Annotated in this window: 14 protein-coding genes; 1 reads left to right on the top strand and 13 read right to left on the bottom strand. The window is 45.0% G+C overall.

Annotated elements, in window-relative coordinates; all coding sequences use genetic code 11:
- Positions 1 to 97 precede the first annotated feature (97 nt).
- From ABIX36_RS06770 to ABIX36_RS06715, 12 genes are all read right to left on the bottom strand, one after another.
- Positions 98 to 5,713, bottom strand: a complete 5,616-nt coding sequence (locus ABIX36_RS06770; protein ID WP_348081403.1) for an MG2 domain-containing protein — start codon at positions 5,711 to 5,713, stop codon at positions 98 to 100.
- Between the two features lie 304 nt (positions 5,714 to 6,017).
- Positions 6,018 to 8,651, bottom strand: coding sequence for an amino acid adenylation domain-containing protein (locus ABIX36_RS06765; protein ID WP_348081402.1), 2,634 nt, complete (start codon positions 8,649 to 8,651; stop codon positions 6,018 to 6,020).
- Positions 8,652 to 8,743: 92 nt separating this feature from the next.
- Positions 8,744 to 9,931 (bottom strand): glycosyltransferase family 2 protein, encoded by a 1,188-nt coding sequence (locus ABIX36_RS06760; protein WP_348081401.1) that lies wholly within the window; start codon positions 9,929 to 9,931, stop codon positions 8,744 to 8,746.
- A 28-nt stretch (positions 9,932 to 9,959) separates the two neighbouring features.
- Positions 9,960 to 11,183 (bottom strand): glycosyltransferase, encoded by a 1,224-nt coding sequence (locus ABIX36_RS06755; RefSeq protein ID WP_348081400.1) that lies wholly within the window; start codon positions 11,181 to 11,183, stop codon positions 9,960 to 9,962.
- Between the two features lie 2 nt (positions 11,184 to 11,185).
- A complete protein-coding gene (locus ABIX36_RS06750; RefSeq protein WP_348081399.1) occupies positions 11,186 to 12,523 on the bottom strand; it encodes an oligosaccharide flippase family protein in 1,338 nt (445 codons plus the stop codon).
- A gap of 15 nt (positions 12,524 to 12,538) precedes the next feature.
- On the bottom strand, positions 12,539 to 12,988 hold the full coding sequence (locus ABIX36_RS06745) for an acyltransferase (RefSeq protein ID WP_348081398.1): 450 nt from the start codon (positions 12,986 to 12,988) through the stop codon (positions 12,539 to 12,541).
- A 190-nt stretch (positions 12,989 to 13,178) separates the two neighbouring features.
- On the bottom strand, positions 13,179 to 14,675 hold the full coding sequence (locus ABIX36_RS06740) for an O-antigen ligase family protein (protein ID WP_348081397.1): 1,497 nt from the start codon (positions 14,673 to 14,675) through the stop codon (positions 13,179 to 13,181).
- A 13-nt stretch (positions 14,676 to 14,688) separates the two neighbouring features.
- Complete coding sequence (locus tag ABIX36_RS06735) at positions 14,689 to 14,832, bottom strand: hypothetical protein (protein WP_348081396.1); 144 nt, start codon at positions 14,830 to 14,832, stop codon at positions 14,689 to 14,691.
- Between the two features lie 48 nt (positions 14,833 to 14,880).
- On the bottom strand, positions 14,881 to 17,028 hold the full coding sequence (locus tag ABIX36_RS06730; RefSeq protein ID WP_348081395.1) for a Wzz/FepE/Etk N-terminal domain-containing protein: 2,148 nt from the start codon (positions 17,026 to 17,028) through the stop codon (positions 14,881 to 14,883).
- Positions 17,029 to 17,709 carry a TolC family protein gene (locus ABIX36_RS06725; RefSeq protein ID WP_348081394.1) on the bottom strand — a complete coding sequence of 227 codons (681 nt, stop codon included), beginning with the start codon at positions 17,707 to 17,709 and terminating at the stop codon, positions 17,029 to 17,031.
- A 3-nt stretch (positions 17,710 to 17,712) separates the two neighbouring features.
- Entirely contained in the window at positions 17,713 to 18,807 is a 1,095-nt protein-coding gene (locus tag ABIX36_RS06720) for a sugar transferase (RefSeq protein ID WP_348081393.1), read from the bottom strand.
- Positions 18,785 to 19,174, bottom strand: coding sequence for a response regulator (locus tag ABIX36_RS06715; protein WP_348081392.1), 390 nt, complete (start codon positions 19,172 to 19,174; stop codon positions 18,785 to 18,787). Before ABIX36_RS06715 ends, ABIX36_RS06720 begins: the two co-directional genes overlap by 23 nt.
- A 278-nt stretch (positions 19,175 to 19,452) precedes the next feature.
- On the opposite strand from ABIX36_RS06715, the gene ABIX36_RS06710 reads away from it, so the two are divergent.
- On the top strand, positions 19,453 to 20,964 hold the full coding sequence (locus ABIX36_RS06710) for a gluconokinase (RefSeq protein ID WP_348081391.1): 1,512 nt from the start codon (positions 19,453 to 19,455) through the stop codon (positions 20,962 to 20,964).
- On the opposite strand, the gene ABIX36_RS06705 is transcribed toward ABIX36_RS06710, so the two are convergent.
- Positions 20,959 to 21,363 (bottom strand): hypothetical protein, encoded by a 405-nt coding sequence (locus ABIX36_RS06705; RefSeq protein WP_348081390.1) that lies wholly within the window; start codon positions 21,361 to 21,363, stop codon positions 20,959 to 20,961. The two genes, ABIX36_RS06710 and ABIX36_RS06705, sit on opposite strands and share 6 nt — an antisense overlap.
- Between the last annotated feature and the right edge of the window lie 54 nt (positions 21,364 to 21,417).

Raw genomic sequence — 21,417 nt, 5'->3', positions numbered from 1 at the left:
ACCGCAAATGGGCAAATACGCCATTGTTATGGGCGATTTGGGACATGATATCACCCTAATTTCACGATTCGATTTAATCAGTGCGGATTCGTGTTTATCATTTCACCACCTCAACCCATTGCCCTTTTATCAGCGCGGTTATATCGTGGTTATACATAGCTTCGCAGTACGCCGCCGGCAAGTAGTATTTACCGGCATAGGCCGCGTTCAGCATTACGTAATACGTTACTTCGGTATTTTCGCCCAGGCTGAAATAGGTATTCACCCTATCGTCGCGAATGTCGCGGTAATCGGATGCGGAGGATTTAAAAGCCTCGTCGTTATTTAGCATGCGGGTGTTCAATATCTCCCATCCTGAAGGGAAGATCTGCGTAAGCGCCATATTATCATACCGCCCGCGTTTACCCGGGTTTTTAATGGTTACCTGTGCCACAAAATCGCTGCCTTGTTTCAGTTTTGTTGGATCGATAGGTTTGCCGCCCAGGCTGAAGTAACCCACGCGTAACTGCAAAATATCCGGGTTAACATAGGTTTTAACATCCTGCCCGGATGATGGTTGTCCTTGCTGGATCAGCCTTACGTAAAGCCGGTTGGTGCCTGTGTTTTTCATGGTTACTTTGCCACCGTTGGCTGCTATCGGCGAAGCCCATATATAGGAGGCCGAGTTGATATTCGCCTTATCGTTATTTGCCTGGTAGTTGAACAGCAACTTGCTGCCCGATTTATTGGAGCCGCAATATTCCGCTATCGCTACGAGCGAGTAAGCGGTGGTTTGTGTGCTGTACCAGCTATCAACCGATAACCGCGATGCAACAGATCGTAACACACCTGCGGCCTTTTGCTGCTGGCCTAATAGGGTGAGCGTTTCCAGGATCATCGCTTCATCACGCATGTCGGATCCATAGGTACCGTACATGGCATTGTATGGGGCGATATCTGTAGATAAACCATTGATCATTCGCAATCCAACCTCCGGCTGTCCGGCAAGCTTGTAGGCCGCTGCCAAACGCCAGCGTGCTTCAACGCTCAGGTATTGGTACTCTTTCAAGCGGTTCATAGCACCTAATTCGGGCGAGCCGGATAAGGCCAGCAGGAATAGGCGGTAAGCCTGTACCAGGTCGGTATAGTAATAGTAACCGTGAATGTTGGTCCGTGGATCGGGCGACCAATTCACCGCTTTTTGCTTCTGATAACGTTTCCAATCATTTATCAGTCCGGCAGGCAGGCTATAGCCTTTCGCCTGTGCAGCCAGCAGGAAGTGCCCGGCGTAGTTGGTTCCCCATTCATCGGCATCAGCATTTCCCGGCCAATAGCTCAGCCCGCCGCTTTGTGTGCGGAAGCCGTTTAAGCGATTGATGCTATATTTGATATTACGATCTGTCTCCGCTTTTTGGCGCGATGAAAGATCGAGTAACTGGCCCAGGTATAACTGCGGGAAGCCCGAAGAAGTGGTTTGCTCCACACATCCATGCGGATAGGTGATGAGGTATTCCAGCCGCTTGCCCAGGTTGAGCGGCGAGATGCTGGCCACCTCAAGACTGGCCTTATTGGTGCCGTTTATACCGATAGCTGCATACGGAGCAACCCAGGTTTCGCCCGGTTTTAGCTCCTTTTCGGTAACCCGGCTTACGGGTGGGTTAGGGTTGCGAACGTTAAGCTCTACATCATAAGCCGTGCTTTCGCCGCCCGATTTGGCGGTGATCTTCACCTTACCAACACCCACAAAATCCTTTACATCCAGATCAAAGGTAACCAGTTGATCACCCGGTTTGCTGAAGGTAACCACCTTGGTGTTGTTGCCCCCAAGATTACTGAAGGCATTGGATTGCACCTGTACCGTTACCGATTTAATGTTATCCTCCATCGCGAAAACTGTTACCGGCAATTGCACTTTTTCCGACGGGCCTAATACCCTTGGCAGAGTTGCCAGTATCATCAGCGGCTTTTTAACGGCCACCGCTCTCTCAGCGAAACCGTAGCCGCCATTGTGCCCGGCAATAACCATGGCTTTTACCGAACCTACGTATTGTGGCAGCGTAAATTTGGTGGTCTGGCTTGCACCTTTCTCCAAACGGAACGGCCCCATGAATTTTACCACCGGTTTAAAGCGGTTTACGGTCACATTTTTGTTCACACCGCCGGTACCGTCACCGCCGATGCTGAGGATGCGTTCTAAGCCGCCGCCAAATGCGCCAATAACATAATCAAATAAGTCCCAGGTTTTTACACCAAGAGCCTCACGGGCATAGAAAGCCTCATGCGGATTTGGCGTTTTATAGTTGGTGATATCCAGCAGGCCCTCATCAACAATAGCGATGGTATAGGTCATGGCCTTGCCGGTCGCCTCAGATACCGTAATAGCCGATTGCGTTTCGGGGCGAATCTTATCCGGCATGGTGATCACCGGTTTCAGGATGGTTTCGGGGTTATCCACATTGAGCGGGATAGCGCCATACATGCGTATCGGCAAATCGTTTTTGGTTTGCGAATGGCGCTGTAACAGTGTTACGTTCACAAAAACGTTTGGCGCCATGGTTTCGTCCACCTTAAAAGTGTAGCGGGTTTCGCCCTTTTTTGTATCTATCCAAGTTGTTTTTAAAACCTTGCTGCCGTTCTCAAAACTGATGAGCGCGTGCCCGTCGCCACCGGTTGGGATGGTAAGGGTAGCGTCTTCGCCAACTTTATAATTTGTTTTGTCGGATGTGAAGGATAGCATCGCCGCCTCAGTTGGCGCGGTCTGCTGCAAGCGTTCCGACCAGTTTGGCCAATCCACGTACATGATCTTACCGGTAGAGTGCCCTGTCTCCGGGTCCTTTATACGGATGAGGTAACGGCCCCAATCTGCCTGCGGGATACGGAGGGTATACTTGCCACGCCCGTTATTAAGCGTAACAGTACCTGTTTTAATAAGCTTGTTATATTTATCCTGGGTAAAATTGCTCATCTCATTGCCGCCTTCGTCCCACCACCAACGCCATTGAATTTTAAAAAGCTCCAGCTCTACGTTGCGTGTACCGCTAAACGGTTTGCCTTTGGTATCAACAGCTACAATTTCGATATCATGATTCTTATCCGTAACCAACATGCCGGATAATTCGCTACCTTTTGGTGTTTTAAGACCCACGTATCCGGGGTAAACGTTATAGTCCATAGCGGCCTGCTGCAGACTGAAGTTACCGCCCGGTTCGAACACTTTTACTACAAAGTTGGCACGCAGTTGCCCCGGTGCCTGTTTTTCTACATTAATATCCGTATTTACATCTGCTACACCGTTCTCATTTAACCGGCCGTCGAAAACCGTTTGTGTTTGGGTGTTAAAGGCGAGGATAGGGTCGTCAAATTCATAGCCGTCGAAACCTTCAAAACTTGTCTTTTTAGACGACAGGAAAGCATCCACCTTAGCCTTTAAATTTTGTGCCGCGCCGCCGAAGAGCCATTGTGCGCTCAACTTGCCGTTTGCGCCGCTGCCTTTGGTGAGTTCCGTTGCCGCACCGAAATCAAGCTTCAACTTCAGGCGATTAGGCATAATGGTCTCCACTTTTATCTTCTTCTCAAATGTAGCGCCGCCAACCTTTATTCTGGCCGACCAGTTGCCTGTAGGCGAGGACGTCTCAGTAGCGGTATGGAAGCTGTAGAAGCCATCCACAGCACTTGTGCGGGTTAGTTTTTTGTACAACTGCCCGTTGGGATTATACAGTTCAAACTCCACCGGATGATCTGCCGGGAGCGTTTTAAGCTTGTCCTCTAAAATAAAGGTGGTAAATATCGAATCGCCGGGGCGCCATACGCCACGCTCGCCGTAGATGAAGCCTTTTAATCCGTTCTGTACCTGTTCTCCGCCTACGTTGAAACGGGAGAGCGGTAACGAGCTGCCATCATCCAACTTAAGATAACCGCGTTCTTTACCGTGTTTGGCAACCAGCAGGTAAGGCTTACGCTTCATATGCAGCTTGGCCATACCGTCGCCATCAGATGTTACTTTGCAAATTACCTGTTTCTGGTAATCCAATAGTTCCAGATCAACGCCCTTCATCGGTTCGGCGGTTAGGATATTGGTTACCGCAATGGTGATGTTGTTATCATTGCCGCGTTTAACGATCAGCCCGATGTTGGATGCGATGATATTGCGTGTGGCCCAACGGTCCTTGGTAAAGTAGGAGTTATCGCAAGGGTCTGCGCGTTTTTGCCATTCGTAACCTTCGGGATAGTAGTTATCATATCTCGACCAGAAATCATCGTCCTCATCATTTACGCCGCCAGTGTTGTTGCTATACTCGTTGTAGTAATCTTCACCATCGCTGTCCGCGTCATCGCCTTTCACGGCTACAGGGCTGCCGGCTTTGCAATTATACAGAGAGTATTCCTGCCTGAAACCGATCACCACGCGGTAAATAGCACCCGGCTCGGCGCGGAAAAGCTTATCCACATCCAGCATAAAGCGGTTTTTTTTGTGCAGATTGAGCCCCTTGTCGGTAGCGAGGTTTATCGTTTTCTCTAAAATTGGTTTACCTACCTGCCTTAGTTCGTTGCTGCCGTCAAACCCATTGCCCTGGAAGTATTGGGGCACGTTGTTGGCATAAATTTTAATGATCCTCACATCTACCGCTTTCAGGTTCACGGCCTCGAAGGGCATCATCAATTTGCCCGAGTCGGGGAGGATAACGCCCTTACCTGGGATAGATACCGAAGGCAGCCGGTTCTCGAAGAATACATTACTGGTATATGCCTTGTTTATTTTTTTATGGAACACGCTTTCTACGCCCTCGTTCACCACTACGCCGAAGTTGCCTTCCAGCCTTTCGGGCGCGTAAACTTTTACCACGCTGCCGTCTATGGTGTAAGCGGCATCGGTAAGGCTGCCAACCGTTATCAGCCCGGTTAGTTCCTGCCCAACCATTATGGGGTCTGAAAACTGCACTGCTACATACTGGTCGTTATCCTGAACTGCTTTAATATCCAGTACTTTAAAATCGCCAACGGCCGGTACATCAAAGCTTTGGTTGCCAGTTTTATCAATGTCCAGTCCGCTGCCATCCCAGTTAACTTTCACAGGGGAGGAGATGCTTGCTCTTTTGATACCGGTGATGGTAAACTTATGCGTTTTGGTTGCCGGGTTATGCTGCCAGGCTACTGTAACCGGGCTATCGTAATTTGCGGTGAGTATTTTTTCTATTTTTTCCTGGTTCTCCATATCGGCGGTTTGCAGGGTGCCGGTAAGATTCATCATATCGGCAGAATTGTTGGTAGCGCTGGTGAGCCCCACAAACGATACGCTAAAATCGGGTTTAATAGTTTGGAGGTCGAACTTAAAATGCTCAAACGCGCCATCAACTTTTATTATTTTTCCGAGATTAAAATCTGCATCGTACTTTTTATCCGGGTCCAGTTTGCCTTCCGGGCGGAACTCTATGGTACGCTCATCCAGCCAATAGGCCTTTCCTTTTATGGAAGGGGAGAAATCGAATACCTTATCGCTTAGCTCTTCGCCCTGCGCATGGGTAACCTGTACCTCTCCGGCAAGCTTAATGCGGATGGTGCTTTGCTTGGATATTACACCCGTGGTATACGATTCGATATACCGGCTAAAGTCGGGGCCATTTTTTTTATGGTTGTGGGCGCGGACTAAATAAATGGATAATGCGACAAGTAAAAGTGTTGCTGCAACAACGGCAGGGCCCCTTCGCGAACGGAAAAGGGTGTTAATGTAGTTCATGGAGTAGGTTAGTTATTTTCCTATGAATTTAAATAACTTTTATTGAATAAATATTGAGGTTGATAAATAAATATTTAGTTTAAGTTGATTTATTTTTTGGTGGTTTCGTCGACAGAGAAAATGATCCATCAAGGTTTATCATGGCGTTGCCTTCGGCCTGGGCTTTCCGCTCATACTGCGCAGGCCTTATCCACAGGCCGGTATCCGCTCCAATCCCTAACGCAAATTGGCGCTGTAATACAAAAAAGAGACGCGATACTTCGCGTCTCTAAAGTTTTTTATTTCGTGAAATTGGTATCCGTTTTTATTTCACCGCTTTATCCAAACACTCCTGCAATACTTTTGCAAATTGCTTATCGTTTGGCGGTGCGAAGATGGTGTTATGCTCACCCGGGATATCGTGTACGTTGACACCTTTTAGCGCATAAGGGATCCAGCCTAAATTTTTAGAATCATCCATATAGAATGTTTTCTTTACAGCGCGGAACAGCTCTATCTTAATGTCAACAGGCGTCAGCAAATAATTGCGTTGCGCCATTTCACTTTTTTCGTGGATATCGTCGGTATAAGCAGCAAAACCTTCTTTTTTCTTTACTTTATTAGGGAAGGCCTTTTTATAGATCTTGGTAATTCTGCGCCCTATTTCGCGGCTTTTATACTCAATGGTACGTTTTGGGTCTTCTATGAAAAGGATAGGGGTATAGGCCACCTGTTTTACCAGGAACCAGGCATCTTTTATAGCGCGTTTGAGCGGTGGCGTATGTATCTTGGTTTGATCGGCATACGTATCAAACATGGCCAGCATCCTTACATCTTTGCCCATTGCCAACATTTGTTTGGCCATTTCATAAGCGATCAGCCCACCTAAAGAGTACCCTGCAACAGCGTAAGGGCCAACAGGGTCGTGGTTGATGATCTCTTCCACGTAATTGGCAGCAATTTCTTCCATTACATCCAGTGGTTCGTCAATACCGTTAATACCTTTGGCCTGTAAACCGTAAACCGGTTGTTCGTCATCCAGGTTCATAGCCAGCGCGTTAAACAGTAACACGTTTAAACCTGCGCCATGCACAATATACAAAGGCATTTTGCTTCCTTTTGGCTTTATCGGTACTAAAGAATCCCAGGTAATTAACTCAGAATTGATCTCCAGGCGCGCGGCCAATTTTTCTACGGTAGAATATTCAAATAAAGTTGCCAGTGGCAGGCGTTTGCCTGTTTTCTCTTCCAGTTTGGCCATTATTTTTACCGCGACTAAAGATCGGCCACCCAACTGGAAGAAGTTATCAACCATGCTTATTTTATCCAGCCCCATCATTTCCTGCCAGATATCTGCCACCAGCTTTTCGTTGCTGGTGCGCGGTGCAACAAACGCTTCCGATCGGACGATGTAACTATAATCGGGTTTAGGTAATGCCTTACGGTCTATTTTGCCATTAGGGGTTGACGGGATAACATCCAGCAGTACAAAATCATCGGGTACCATATACTCGGGCAATACGGCAAGCAGCGCGTTTTGCCAGGTGTCTAATTGTTCAGACGAGGGATGGCCCGTTTGCCCGGTATCCAGCAATAAATAGGCAACCAAACGAGGGTAGCCGGGTGTGTCTTCGCGGGCGATAACAACAGCCTCCTTAATGCCAGCCAGTTTGCCCAGGTTAAATTCTATTTCGCCGAGCTCTATGCGGTAGCCGCGAACTTTCACCTGGTGGTCTATCCGGCCAAGGTATACCACCTCGCCATCGGGTTTTAGTTTACCCAGATCGCCGGTTTTGTATATTTTATCACCGGGGATAGTTGAGAAAGGGTTATCAATAAACCTTTCGGCGCTCAGGTCGGGGCGGTTTAAATACCCCCACGACAAGCCCACGCCACCAATAAATATCTCGCCGATGCCGCCATCGGTAAGGTTATTCATTTGCTCATCAACAATGTATATCTGCGTATTGGCAACCGGGTAGCCAATGGTAATATCATCGGCATCGGTAACGTGTTTTATGATAGAATAGATGGTGGTTTCGGTAGGACCGTACATATTCCAAAGCTCATCGCAACGGGGGATAAGCTTTGCAGCCAGATCTTTTGCCAGAGCCTCGCCACCGCAGAAAACTTTTATAGGCAAATGCTCTTCCCAGCCAATCTCAAGCATCATGCGCCAGGTGTAAGGTGTGGCTTGCAATATGGTAATGCCCTGGTTGCGTACAATTTCTAACAGTGCGCGGCCATCTTTAGCGGTAAGTGAGTCTGCCAGCACAAGTTCGGCACCATTGCTCAGGGGCAGGTAAATATCTACACCCGCTATATCAAAGGAAATAGTGGCAACCGCAAGGGTTTTATCGGCAGAGGTAATGCCCGGCACCTTTTGGTAGCTCAGCATCAGGTTCACCAGGCTATGGTGGGCAATTTGCACGCCTTTAGGCTTGCCAGTTGAGCCGGAAGTATAAAGAACGTAGGCAAGGTCGGCACCGGTAACACCTGCATTGGGTTGCTCGGGTATCAGCGCTGCCGAATCTGCAAGCGCCTGTTCAATTAAAACTTCTTCTGTATTTGCCGCATAGTGCCCGGCGTATTTTGCAGATGTAATCAATATTTTTGCGCCCGAATCTTCCAGCATAAATTCTATGCGGTCTTTTGGGTACTCCGGGTCGAGGGGAACGTACGCCGCGCCTGATTTTAGGATGGCTAAAAGCGAGATGATCATCTCGGGCGTGCGGTCTAAGGCCAGCCCAATAATGTCACCCTTTTTAATCCCTTTTTGAACCAATAGTGCAGCTATCCGGTTGGCGGTATTGGCAACTTCACTGTAGGTTAAAGAACGGTCGTGAAAGCTAATGGCAATTTTATCGGGATATGCCTGCACGCTCTCGTTAAAAAGATCGAACAAAGCCTTCTCTTTTGGGTAATCTACCCTGTTATTGTTTAGTATTGTTGCTTCCATATATTCAATTAGCTAAGCAGGGGGAATCTTTGCTAAAACCTATTCTTTATTTATTATCGTTAAAGTGTGTTAGATACACAGGGATATACGTATTAATTGCTTGTTGGATTATGCGGCGTGTGAATAAATTTCTTATTCGCGCCCTTTAATTTAAACAACAAAGCCAGCATCGCGAAAAATATCAGGGGGATCTTTAATACCGCCCCTAATAGTTTGCTATTGAAAAAATGCCCCGGTATCGCAACCAATATACCAATGTAACAAAGCGCGGTTGCCGTGAGCCACATTTGCCACGATGGCCCAACACCCGGCGTTAGCAGCGATATGATGAGCATAAATGGCATCAGGCCCAGCATCAGGATCCTGGGCAGGATGGCAGTTTGGTAGATCTCATTAAAGTAATCGAAATTACCCCGCGCAAACAGCTCTGTAAAGCCTGTCATCCCATACGTTTTCAGCAGGTTAAACTGGGCCGAAAGCCAGCGGCGGCGTTGTTTTTTAAATACTTCGGGGTTACTTACCTTTTCATCATATATCAAAGCCGCGTCGGCATAAGCCACGTGGATGTTTTGGCGGGTGAGCACAAGGCCCATCTCTTTATCAAAACCACCTACGGCATCTATCTGCGCCATGGTATCCTTAAACAATCGGTATTCAAGAGCCATTCCAGAACCAATTATAGCTGAACTCAGGTTAAAAACCTGCTGTGCCTTTCGGAAAATGTGGTTATTTACCTCCTCACTTATGGCATCCAGTATCGCAACAGGGGTTTCGGTGTTTTTTGCAACGCGATGGCCCTGTATTACCCTTTTGCCGGCGTGCAGATAGTTATTTATATGGCGCAGGTAATCGGGCGCCGCTATGTTATCAATATCAAATACCACGGCAGCATCAAAATCTTCAAAAGTATTGGCAATTGCCGCGTGCAACGCCTTTGATTTGGTGCTGCTTTCAAACACTACCTCAACCACCTGCAAAGGCATTTCTTTCAGCTTGACAATGGTTTCCGGCTGCATCGAATCGGCAATAACGCAGATATGGAATTTATCCTTAGGGTAATCTATGGTTAGGGCCTGGGCAGCGGAATCGAGGATAATCGCATCCTCTTTGTACGAACAGATGTAAATTACAAATTTGCTATACGCAGAAGCAACGGGCGGCGCTTTTTTAATAATGAGTTTGCCCACTACCGAAAATACGAACAGGTACAGGCTGTAAATGCCCATGTATATAAATACGAAGGTAAAAATGATAGAGAAGATAAGTTTTATGATGTCCATTTTTAAGCCTGTTTAATCATCTGTAAATTTAGCTAACCGTTTTGCCTTTTTCTGCCAATGCGGCTGATAATAGTTCTTTAATATCGGCAATTCTGTGCTCCCATGTGTTGTTAGCTGCAATACTTATACGTTGATCTACCTTTTCGGTTGCTTGCGCATCTATTAAAGCAGTATTTAAAGCCGCCGTAAACTCGTCTGCAGTGCTGCAATATGGAACCAACCCCGCTGTGAAATTCTGCAGGTCGTCATTAAAATCAGTTGATACTACCGGTTTCCCGGCACCCAAATATTCGAACAGTTTCAGTGGGAATATGTTGTTGCTTACATCGTCCTTCTTAAAAGGAATAATGCAAACATCAAAGCCTTTTAGCACCGCCGGCATTTCCTCATACGCCACAGGGCCGGGCAGATGGAGGTTTGGTGCGGCAAAATTGTCATCGCGCACATAATCTTTGTCTACAGGCCCTACAAAAACAAAGCTTTTATCCGGGTTATCGGCAATCACCTTTTTTATGAGGGTATAATCTATCCGGCGCTCAATTGCGCCAAAATAGCCTACAACCGGCTTTTTGATGCCCGATAATATATCGGCAACCGGCAATGCAGCGTCCAGCGCTTTTTGGCTGTGTGTAAGGTTAGCCGCATTGGCCACAAAGTAGGAGTTGCGATTGAGGAACGATTTTTTGTTACGCAACTCGCGGCTGGTGCAGATGATCATATCTACACTTTTTGCCAGCATCTCCTCATTGTTCACGCCATGTTTAAGCTGGTACTCTTCAATTATCGGGTCTACACAATGGTAAACGCTTAGGGCGGGGGGTGGTTCGAGTACCTGGTGAAGCTGCGGGTATGAGAAATTGTACGAGTTGATGTAAATATAATCGGTAACGCCCTGCTGCTTAAATACTTTTTTTAAGCGCGATGCTACCATCCATTCGTTAAACCTTACCGCGACGCGATAGGCTTTACCTTCGGGCAGCATATTGATGGATGGTACCGGCGGGCAAATAATGATCTTAAAATTTGGCAGGTCCGACTGGATAAAGCTGTTTTTGGAATTGAAAAAATGCGGCTTACGTACCTGGTAGGCCTTGGTATCCTTAAACTTAAAGTAATCTTTCCAGGTAAAAGGCCTGTCTACAAAGTACACGTAGTTATCCTTCGCCAGCAGCCGTGCCATAGTGTATATGGTAGATTCGAGCTTACCATCGAACTGCATCTGCGAAAAAACAACAATATGTTTATTTGTCAAACTCACGTGTTTTGCGATCTCCTTTTTGCTAACAGGTTACTTATCATTTGTTTCAATTGGCCATACCCGAGGCTGAAAAGGTCGTTAAGGGTAAAATCAAGGTGTTTTTTCAACGTAAAATAGCCAAATAATACGCCGGTGTAATAGGTGAAAAGCGAGGCGATGGCCACTCCGTACAGGTTATGGAAAATAGCTATCCCGGCAAAATCGGCCACAACATTTACGGTAAGCATTAAAAATACTTTCATCATGTTGAGGTGTGGTTTATTTAAAATATCAAGCGTGATACCAAAAAACCTATCGATAGGCATAATGATCACATAACACATAAAAATGCGGAAGATGTTGAACGCATCAGAGTCGACATATTTATTACCGAATAGCAGGTGGATGACCAGGCCACCTAAAATGCATCCACCAACGGCAACAGGCAAAAGCAATACGGTTAAAAGCCCGCCATAACGCTTCATTATTTCAGCCACCGCCGGTTTATCGTTTCGCTGCGCAGCGGCTGATAACTCGGGCAGCGCGGTAGAAACAAAGCTGCGCATAGGGATCTCAAAGATCTCCATCAAACGCTGAGGAATGTAATAAATACCCACAAACGCTGTGGGGAACATTATTTTGATAATAAAGGTATCTGAACTGCGCAACAGGGTAGAGCCCAGCGAGGTGCCCACGCTATACTTGCCAAAGTGGGCAAGCTCTTTCATAGAGGCTATACTTTTGTGCTTGATGGTATGTATTTGCGACCAGCCCATAAACAAACACACTAAACTGGTGAAAATATTGGTGCCCAGGTAGCTATATATTACAGTTTCGAAGCGGATGTTTTTAAAATACATGGCTATTAACACCAATATCAGGAAGCCCCCCTGGTTAATGATCTGTATAATGAACATCTTGTCGAAACGCTCCTCTGCCTGTAATATCCAACCGGCAATTGCCGATGGTAAGGTGCAGATATAGATAATGCCAAACCATTTAAGTGTATCTTCCAGATCGCCATTGCCGCTTTTTACAAAAAAGTAAAGGATAAGATCAATAAAAGCCAGCCCGAGAGTGAGTATAAAACCAACCGACCATGCCGAGCCTGCAACGTTTTTTGCGCGGTCGGCAGGTGCCCCGGAGTAAAATTTTACGAGTGAGGTTTGGAGGAAACCGGTACGAAACATATCTGCCAACAGGAACGTTTGCAGAAAAAAGATGTAGTTACCAAAATCAACCTCGGGTAGCTGATGCGCCAGTAATGAAAGCACCAGCATCCCAATTAAGGGCATTGCTGCGCTGCTGGCCAAATTGATGGTATGCTTGTTTACGATCTTTTTAAAAAACGACATATAGGCCAATAAGTGTTAAACTTTTTCCCAGGTACCGGTTTCAAAATTGTACTTTTTTATCACCCTGGCAGGGTTACCCACGGCCACACTATACTCGGGTATATCTTTTGTTACCACGCTGCCAGCTCCAATTACCGCGTGCTTGCCAATGATAACACCGGCAGTTATTACGCTGTTTGCGCCTATCCACACGTTATCCATCACAGTAATTTGTTTGGTAATAACCTTTTGTACACGCGGCGGAAGCGTAATATCCTCGTATCCATGGTTGAGGCCTGATAGCACAATGTTTTGTGCCAGCATTACGTAGTTGCCCAGCGTTACAGGGCCAATAATAGTATTTGAAATGCCCACACCAACATGGTGGCCAATAATAATGGCGCCTACGCCGTTATTTAGCGCTGCAAAGTCTTCTACAATGCTATGCTCACCAAGGGCAAAGTCATTGAAAGGAAACAGGTCCATTCGTGCATATGAGCCTACTATCGAGCTCCAGCTGCGATTGTGGTAAAATGGGTTAACAAACCATCGTACCCAAAGCCTTGGCCTGGAATGGCCCGACCTAACAATAAGCCAATGCACAAATTTTTTTATACGGGGGTGAGATTTTATTACGGTAAGTAACGACATCTTATAAAAAAAACTAATTATGCTTTCAATCCTTCAATACTGGTATCGCCTTGTGCTTCCTTTCTGCAATATCCAACCGCAGCGTTACATTAAGTAATGCACTTGCAAGATAGAACAAAATGTTGGAAGGGTACTGCACCAGCGCCTGTTGCGGGTAATTACCAATATTATAAATAAATATGGCCAATACCATTGCTAAACAGTACGTTTTTAATTCGGGGTTCTTGATCAGGAAATAATGATTGATCCCCGTGTATAAAATTACAAACATTAACGTGCAAAACAATAGAAGCCCTATCCAGCCCATTTCTACCGCAACGCGTACATAACCACTATCGGGCGGGAACTTGGCAAGCATGGAGTTTGGCGCAAACCTGCGCCCCCAGATACCTACCGAACCCAGGCCGCCACCAATAGGGTGCGACAGTATGTACGGTTTTATACGTTTCTGGTTTTCGGCCCTTACATTAAAAGATGCATCTGCAGACGGGTTAAAAGCCGATTGAAAACGTTTTATGGTTGGGTTTGAAGTTGGCATGAATATTACAATAACCAGTACAAACCCTGCCGCAAGCACAGCAGCAATTATTTTTTTATTGAACTTGAGTATGGCAAGTAAAGCCAACGCGGCAGGAAGCAGTACATAAGCCCCCCTGGTGCCGCTGTAAAGCATAGTAAGCAGGTAAAAAGGTATCAAACAGCCCAAAATGATTTTTTTGGTTTTGCTGATATTAAGCATGAAAAAACAAATGCACATGGTTGCTGCCACAACCATATTGTAGGAAAAAGTAACCGGATCGGGGAAAATTGCCACCTTACGCAAATGCCCGTTGATGAATAAAAAGCTTAGCCGCAGCGGATCTGAGTAGTACCACTTGCGTTCAAACTCAAGTAAACCAAAATTTTCCTGCTGAAAACCCGAAATGGCGGCCAGCAAACACAAGCCAAGCCAAAGCTTAAACAGGAACCTGATGTACGCTATATTATTTATCTGATATAGGAACACAAAATACATCAGCATAATAAAGCCAACGGTACGAACGGTATATACCCAGGCCAGTATTGATGGAGATGCGGGGTTTACGGCTTCGAGGAAATTGTAGCCAAGCCAGATAAGCACTAAATAAGTGATGGGGTTTTTAAAATAATCCCAGCTGCTGTCAAATTTCTTCTTAATAAAAAAGCCGAAGATGAGCATGTAGGTGATACCGTCCAGCAAAATGCCGGTAGGGGTATCGTTCGGCAAAAATTCCGAAGCGTAGTTTAACATGAACGCTACCACCATTAACACCGCTATACCAAATTGCGGGTAAGCTATAATGCCGTAAACAACCGGTATCCCTACTATAACAACTAACAGCCCCGCAACGCCTATAATGCCCATTTTTGCAACCACTACGCTTATAAATACCGCTACAGGCAGCAACAGCCATATCATAGTTGTAGTGGTTAAACTGCTTAGTTGCAGTTTTTTGCGTAAATAGCGTTTTAGCCCGCTATGTTGTACCTGGTTATCAAGCATGTGTGGCCCGGGTTTATGCGAGGATTAATATTTTTACCGCCCAAACAAATACGCCCGCAAATACAAATGCAATAGCTGCTTTACGTGTTTTTTTTTCGAGCGGGGAAAGCTCTTCATAAGGGTCGGCTTTGCTTTTTGTGTTTGGAGTTATTTTCATATCAGCAAGGCTTATTATTATATATAGCGATAAAGCCAAACGCGGCCTTTAATTTTCAGGTATGTCGGCTTTGTTTAAGATCCAGCCGGCAAATTTCTCGTTAAGGCTGCGGAGGTAGTTCAAATCATTCTTTTGCGATTTTTTTACGCCTTTATTGGCTTCAAATACAGCTATTGTTTTATTGGCAAACAATATCCACTCTTTAGATTTATTTAAGGTTGAAAGGGCAGGAGTTTCAATAATAATAATGTCGTATTTGGTTTTCAGTTCATTAAAACGGCTACGGATAAATTTCTCGTCGCTTACCTCAAGCAGGGTTACGTCGCCGCCATGGTTACCCAAAACGGTTGTCGCGCCAGAAAAAGCTTCGTAATTGTCAGGGTTGTTCTTAAAATAATCCTCAATATACAGGCGCGGCTGTGCGGTAGTGGTAATGGTTGGGTTGCCAAAATTACCATCTATCAGCAACACCTTTTTGTTGATCATGGCGTAGGAGTAGGCCAAACTTATTGCCAGTACGGTTTTACCTTCGTGGTGTGCAAGGCTGGTAATGGCCAGTACCTTTTCGCCTTTCAGCTCTTGGTCAACCTCAAACCTTATCGATCGGATGAGCTCTTTAAAGTGCTTCATCTTTTCGCGGTGTTCTACATCCCATAGTTTTCTAAGATCGAGAGTGCCGCCGGTTACGGCATTTAAATATCCCAGCGATGGCAGGTTGGTTTGGTTAACCAGTTCGGCAGGCTGCTTAATGGTGTCATCAAAAAAGTAGAGAACAAATAACGCGATGATACAAAACGCCAAGGCCGCAAAACCACTCAATATGATCAGCAGCATCTTTTTTGAAGGCTCGGCAGCATCGGGTGTAGCGTAATCAACCTGCCTCAGTTTTATAGAGAAGGTAGATTTCAGGTTAGTTTCGTTGTACTTATTCAGTACTTCCAGGTATTCTTTACTGGCTATCTCCAGTTCAAAATTGTAGGTTTTTACGGTAGCATCAAACGGTACCAGGCGGTTAAACTTAGCGTTAAGCTGGTTTAAAGCGGTGTTAATAGCAACAATGCTGTATTTGGCAAGGTCGCGCGATACTTCCAGCGTTAATTTTTGTGTGACCAGTGCATCTTTTCCCGTTAGCGGGTTGGTAAGGTATTTGTCAGATGCAAGGTTTATCTGTTGCGTTAACTGTTTGGTCAACGAGTCTATCTGTACTTTATACTGGGGGGCGAAATTGCTGCGTACATACCTATCAGTAAGCAAGTGCAGTTGCTCCTGTGTGCCCACTACAGCTGTATTGTACTTACTTAAAGAAGCCTCGATGTAACCACGATCTTTTGGGTCGAATTTATTATTGATATTAGTTAAAGCGCCGTTATATGAAGCCACATCTTTTTGGGCCTGTTGTTTACGGTCATTATAAACCATCATCTGGTCAAATATACCTTTTGATTGCTCCTCCAGATTGAGCACGCCGTTTGCTATTTTGTATTGTTGCAGTTGCGCGGTTTTATTATTTAGCGCGTTACGCTTTTCTTCCATCAGCTTTGCCAGGAAAGTAACCGCGTCGGTTTCGTTTTGCTTTATGGTGTTGGTGTAATAGTTAATAAACTCACGGCAAAGCACATTTACCACGAATGCCGATAACTGAGGATTGGCCGACTCATAATTCACCGAGATAAAATCGCTGTCCTCATCACGTACAATTAAAATATCTTCACGCAAGCTACGCTCATCGTACTTCATCGAGCGCAATAGTTCGTTCAGGCCATTCTCATCCTTATTGTAGTAATCCAACGGCTCCATACGCTGAAATTTGCCCTTGAAAACTTCAATGGCGTGTTTTCTGGCCGCGGCATTCATGCTTAAAAATAGCTTGCTGTAGGGCTTAAACGGCGTACGGTTCGTTAGATCGTTCAGTATTAGCTGGTAGGATACCTGATTAATGATCTTTTTAAGTTTCATTATCTCTATCAGGTTACTAAAGCTTTGATTTATTTGCTGTGCCTGGGCGGCGCTGTTGCTTTCTTTATCAAGCAAATGGCGCGATTCATCAATAATTCCCGTCGCTATTTGCGATTTGGATACGTACTTATCGGCCAGATTTTTTACCAGGAAGTAGGAGATGATAATGGTAACCAGCGGAATAATAATCAGCAGGTTTTTATGTTTCCATAAAACTTTCAAAAAACTTACAAACTCCATTTATTTAACTTCTTCTAATTTAACGCCCAAAACTTCCTCAAGGTTAGTTTTCGCGGTCAACATCGCTAATTCTGCCTGTACTTTAAACCCACCCTGTTGATAAAGGCTCGTTAACGCCTCATTATAGATCTGAAAAGTTGTTTCACCTTTTTGAAAAGAATATTTTAATTGCTTTACGGCTGTTTCGCCATCAATAATAGCACCCGACCGCAGCCTTAGCTCTGCCTGCGCGGCTAAATATTGAAAATATAAACGTTTCACATTGGCCTCGATACTCAGATTGTATTCCTGCTGCTGGTACTCGGCAATTTTAACGCTTTCCCTCGCACCGCGCGCGGCAAAAGGCTTGGCTAAAAACTGACCCAGATTTACAGATACACTCAACTGATAGCCATTGAATATAGTTGGCTGTATAAGGTTAATTGAGCTTTTTGGGCTGTAGATGTATGATGCGGTAAAAGCGTCGAGCCAGGAAACATTAGCCTGGTGAAGCGCGCTTTTTGCCAGGTTAACCTGCGCTATGCGCAATTTTATCTCGGGGTAATTCTTTTTCGCTGTGGCAATAAGTTTTTCTAAGTAGGGGTAAGAGATATCCGGTATCAGCGATTCCTGGGCACGCAAACTATTTGTAAGCAGAAAGCTACCCAGTAAAAGGCCCAATAGTTTAAACTTGATATTCATAAATTAAACTTTCTCTTTTTGAAATAAAGCAGGGACGGTACCTATTATAATTTTTACATCCAGCCAAAACGAATACTTCTGCGCGTAAAAGTTGTCCAGTTTCTTTCTTTCGCGCTCGCTCATATCTTCTTTTCCGCGTTTACTTATTTGCCATAACCCGGTTAACCCGGCAGGGCCTAAAAAGCGCATCGACCACTCATTGGAGGTAAGCATCTCGGCTTCGTAAACAGGCAATGGCCTGTTGCCCACTACCGACATATCGCCACGTAAAATATTGAACAATTGTGGTAATTCATCTAAGCTGCTGCTGCGTAAAAAGCTGCCCAGTTTGGTAATACGCGGGTCGTTCTTAATTTTAACAAAGGCCGATTTAGTTGAGCCTTCTTCTTCTGCAGCATATTGGTTATTGGTAACAGCCATTTGTGCCAGCAGTTGGTCTGCATCGGTGCGCATCGAGCGAAACTTATAAAAATCGAATACCTTATATCCAGTACCTACACGCTTGCTTTTATAAAATATGGGGCCTTTCGAATCAAATTTAATAGCTATTGCTACCACCAACATTACCGGCGAAAGGCAAATAAGCATCATGGTGGAGATAAAAAGATCCAGAAAACGCTTGCCTGGCGGCATTTTATAAGTAGTATCTACTTCTTTAGAAAGTTCAAGCAGGCGTGGTTTTATCAGTTTAAATCTTACCAGAAAGTTAAGGCGCTCGCGCAGGTCTGATGTAGAGAAAGGATAGGTGTAAAAATCATGAAGTTTTAACTTCATAGCCGTTTGTACTGCCTTTTTATCGCTGCGGGTTGATAGCATTACAATGATCAAACCGTTCGTCAGAAAGTTACCCTTCAGCTTTTGCACCAACTCAAAGCATTTTTCTTCTTTATCAACCTCCACTAAAATAATATCGGGGATGGTGAGAATAGATTGGTTGCCCAGGTAATCTTCCAGGTCTTTAAGCGTATCGTTAAAGGCGAAGCGAAAGTTATCGCCAAGGTCATTAGCAACCAAATCTTTAAGTTCGAGCCCGGCATAAGCGATCCTGACCCCGGAGCCAGAATTTTCGTTCCAATCAGTTGCTGTCTGAGGCGTCATAAACTTGTAGGGCTTGGTTAATGGCTGATTTTAAGGTTGTTGGATTAAAAGGCTTGTGGATGTAAGCCTCCACTTTAAACGGCATATTAGCCACTTGTTCTTCCAGGTCGTGTGCTGCCGATAGCATGATAACAGGTATATTACGGTAAAAGCCACTTATTTTTACATTTTTTATAAACGACTGGCCGTCAAAATAAGGCATTTGCAAATCGGAAATGATCAACTTAGGCAGGTTGCCGTCCTCAAGCCAGGTAAAAGCCTCAATACCATTGTTTTTAACAACAATTTCGTAGTCTTTACTTAATATAAAGCTGAGTAATTTTAATATACTCAAATCGTCATCAACAATTAGTAGTGTTTTCTTCATGCCGATATATCGTTGTTTATGCTATAAATATGGTGCTTTTAAATCACAAAACGCTAAAAAACTTATCTTAATAATAAATTTCAAGTATTAAATTCATTACCAAATATTTATAAACAACCGGTAGTTGTAACTGCCGAACCTGATGACTTTATTAAAAGTAGATTAAATTATTCATTACTGAATTTTATAACAACCGTTAAACTTCAAAATGTTGACAAATAATACCGATGTTGATTACTAATGCAATAACTTAGCCAGTATCTATTTTACCGGGTTTTATGTTGTTAACACATACGCAGAAATACTTTATAGGGATTGATTTGGGTACAGGAAGTACAAAAGCAGTGGCCGTTGATGAGGCCGGCAATACCTTATGTACCGCGCAATATCACTATGCTACACAAAGCCCGAAGCCCGGTTTTAGCGAACAGGATGCCAATTTGATATGGAACGCCTTTAAAAATTGCATAATTGATATTACAAGCCAGTTTGATAGTACACCCGTAGCAATAAGTTTTAGCGCAGCCATGCATAGCATTATGCCGGTGAACGAGCAAGGCGACGCTTTAGCTAACGCCTTGCTTTGGGCCGATGCGCGAAGTGGGGATATTGCCAAAGCGTTGCATGAATCCCCCGAAGGCGAGCATATTTACCACAATACGGGGACTGCCGTCTACGCTATGTCGCCGTTATGCAAGCTTATTTGGCTGCGGCAAAATGAGCCGGCCTTGTTCGAAAGTGCTTATAAATTTATCTCTATTAAAGAATATGTTTGGCACAAGCTATTTGGTGTTTTTGAGGTAGACCACTCAGTAGCGTCGGCAACGGGTTTGTTTGATGTGTTGAAGTTAAATTGGTACCAGGAATCCCTCAGTTTAGCGGGGATAGAGAGCAGCAAACTTTCGGCACCAGTAAACACTGGCTATACTCGTTTTATTACTACCGAAGACGCCTTAATGGCCGGCATTAGCCCGCAAACCGCCTTTGTAATTGGTGCCAGCGATGGTTGCTGTGCAAACCTTGGCGGCAATGCCATCCGCCCCGGTATAGCTGCGCTTACCATTGGCACCAGCGGCGCCGTTAGGGTAGGGAGCAGCCAGCCGGCTTATAACTACCGCGCCATGACATTTAATTACCGGCTTAACCAACAAATTTTTATCTGCGGAGGAGCGGTAAATAATGGGGGAGCAGCTGCAGACTGGCTTATTAAGGACTTTTTAAAGCTGAGTGCTGATAGTGAAACTTATAAGGTATTATTCGACAAAATAGATACTGTGAACACTGGAAGCGATGGTTTGATATTTTTGCCCTATTTGTATGCCGAACGCGCGCCGGTTTGGGATGCCAAAAGCTCTGGTGCTTTTGTGGGGATCACGTTTAAGCATCAGCAGCAGCATTTTCTGCGCGCCGCGCTCGAAGGGATCTGCTTTGCGCTTTACAATGTGCTGAACGCCGTTGAAGAGTCATCTGCTGTACTTGTTGAGGAAATTGTGGTAAGCGGGGGATTTATATCATCGCCGGTTTGGGTGCAGATACTGGCGGATATTACCGGAAAACGATTGGTTTTATTACAGGGGGGCGATTCATCCGCAATAGGAGCCATTTATTTAGCGATGGAAACTTTGGGGATGAACGTACAGGAAATATTAGACAGGGAAACCGCGAAGAGTACTATTGTGCAGCCGGATGTGGCGCGCCATCAAACGTACAGCCGCATATTCCCTATCTACAAAAAACTTTATACCGATCTGAAGGAGAGCATGCATCAAATACATGCGCTTAACTTATAATATCATTACGCCGGGTTTGTTCACTACCGGGAGTTTGATAAAATTACCGTCTACAATACTCTCGGGTAAAAAGATGAACTTTTTATCGAAGATATCTTTACCAATATAATAGCTTAGCCAATATTCATTGTTCAGCCCAAACGTAGCTTCATCTATCGGCTCTATCAGTTTGAACGATTTTGGTGGGATAAGCGGGAACGCGTGCCTTAGCACGGATGTCTTCACCTGTTCACCGTCTTTTTCTCCATATCCCTTGGAGGTGATCAGCACTGTTTCCAGCGGCACTTCCTTCAGGTTGATGAGGTACACATACCATGTTTTACTTTCCACGCTTTCGCCTTCTAAAGCAACCGCGACAGCTATATCTTTTACAACATTAGGATGGAGGTCTTTGATCATTGTATTTTGGTGAGTGGTTGATTAAGTTGATTAAGAGAATAGTTAAAATTAACC

The sequence above is a fragment of the Mucilaginibacter sp. genome (genome assembly GCF_039925265.1).
Lineage (GTDB): Bacteria > Bacteroidota > Bacteroidia > Sphingobacteriales > Sphingobacteriaceae > Mucilaginibacter.
The sequence above is the reverse complement of the archived record's forward strand: the minus strand, read 5'-3'. Positions and strand labels throughout refer to the sequence as shown.

Coding starts and splice junctions, on each gene's coding strand:
- ABIX36_RS06745 (WP_348081398.1), bottom strand. CDS start 12,988: ATGGACCTGTTTCCTTTCAATGACTTTGCCCTTGGTGAGCATAGCATT.
- ABIX36_RS06750 (WP_348081399.1), bottom strand. CDS start 12,523: ATGTCGTTTTTTAAAAAGATCGTAAACAAGCATACCATCAATTTGGCC.
- ABIX36_RS06715 (WP_348081392.1), bottom strand. CDS start 19,174: ATGAAGAAAACACTACTAATTGTTGATGACGATTTGAGTATATTAAAA.
- ABIX36_RS06735 (WP_348081396.1), bottom strand. CDS start 14,832: ATGAAAATAACTCCAAACACAAAAAGCAAAGCCGACCCTTATGAAGAG.
- ABIX36_RS06740 (WP_348081397.1), bottom strand. CDS start 14,675: ATGCTTGATAACCAGGTACAACATAGCGGGCTAAAACGCTATTTACGC.
- ABIX36_RS06720 (WP_348081393.1), bottom strand. CDS start 18,807: ATGACGCCTCAGACAGCAACTGATTGGAACGAAAATTCTGGCTCCGGG.
- ABIX36_RS06760 (WP_348081401.1), bottom strand. CDS start 9,931: ATGGACATCATAAAACTTATCTTCTCTATCATTTTTACCTTCGTATTT.
- ABIX36_RS06765 (WP_348081402.1), bottom strand. CDS start 8,651: ATGGAAGCAACAATACTAAACAATAACAGGGTAGATTACCCAAAAGAG.
- ABIX36_RS06725 (WP_348081394.1), bottom strand. CDS start 17,709: ATGAATATCAAGTTTAAACTATTGGGCCTTTTACTGGGTAGCTTTCTG.
- ABIX36_RS06730 (WP_348081395.1), bottom strand. CDS start 17,028: ATGGAGTTTGTAAGTTTTTTGAAAGTTTTATGGAAACATAAAAACCTG.
- ABIX36_RS06710 (WP_348081391.1), top strand. CDS start 19,453: ATGTTGTTAACACATACGCAGAAATACTTTATAGGGATTGATTTGGGT.
- ABIX36_RS06770 (WP_348081403.1), bottom strand. CDS start 5,713: ATGAACTACATTAACACCCTTTTCCGTTCGCGAAGGGGCCCTGCCGTT.
- ABIX36_RS06705 (WP_348081390.1), bottom strand. CDS start 21,363: ATGATCAAAGACCTCCATCCTAATGTTGTAAAAGATATAGCTGTCGCG.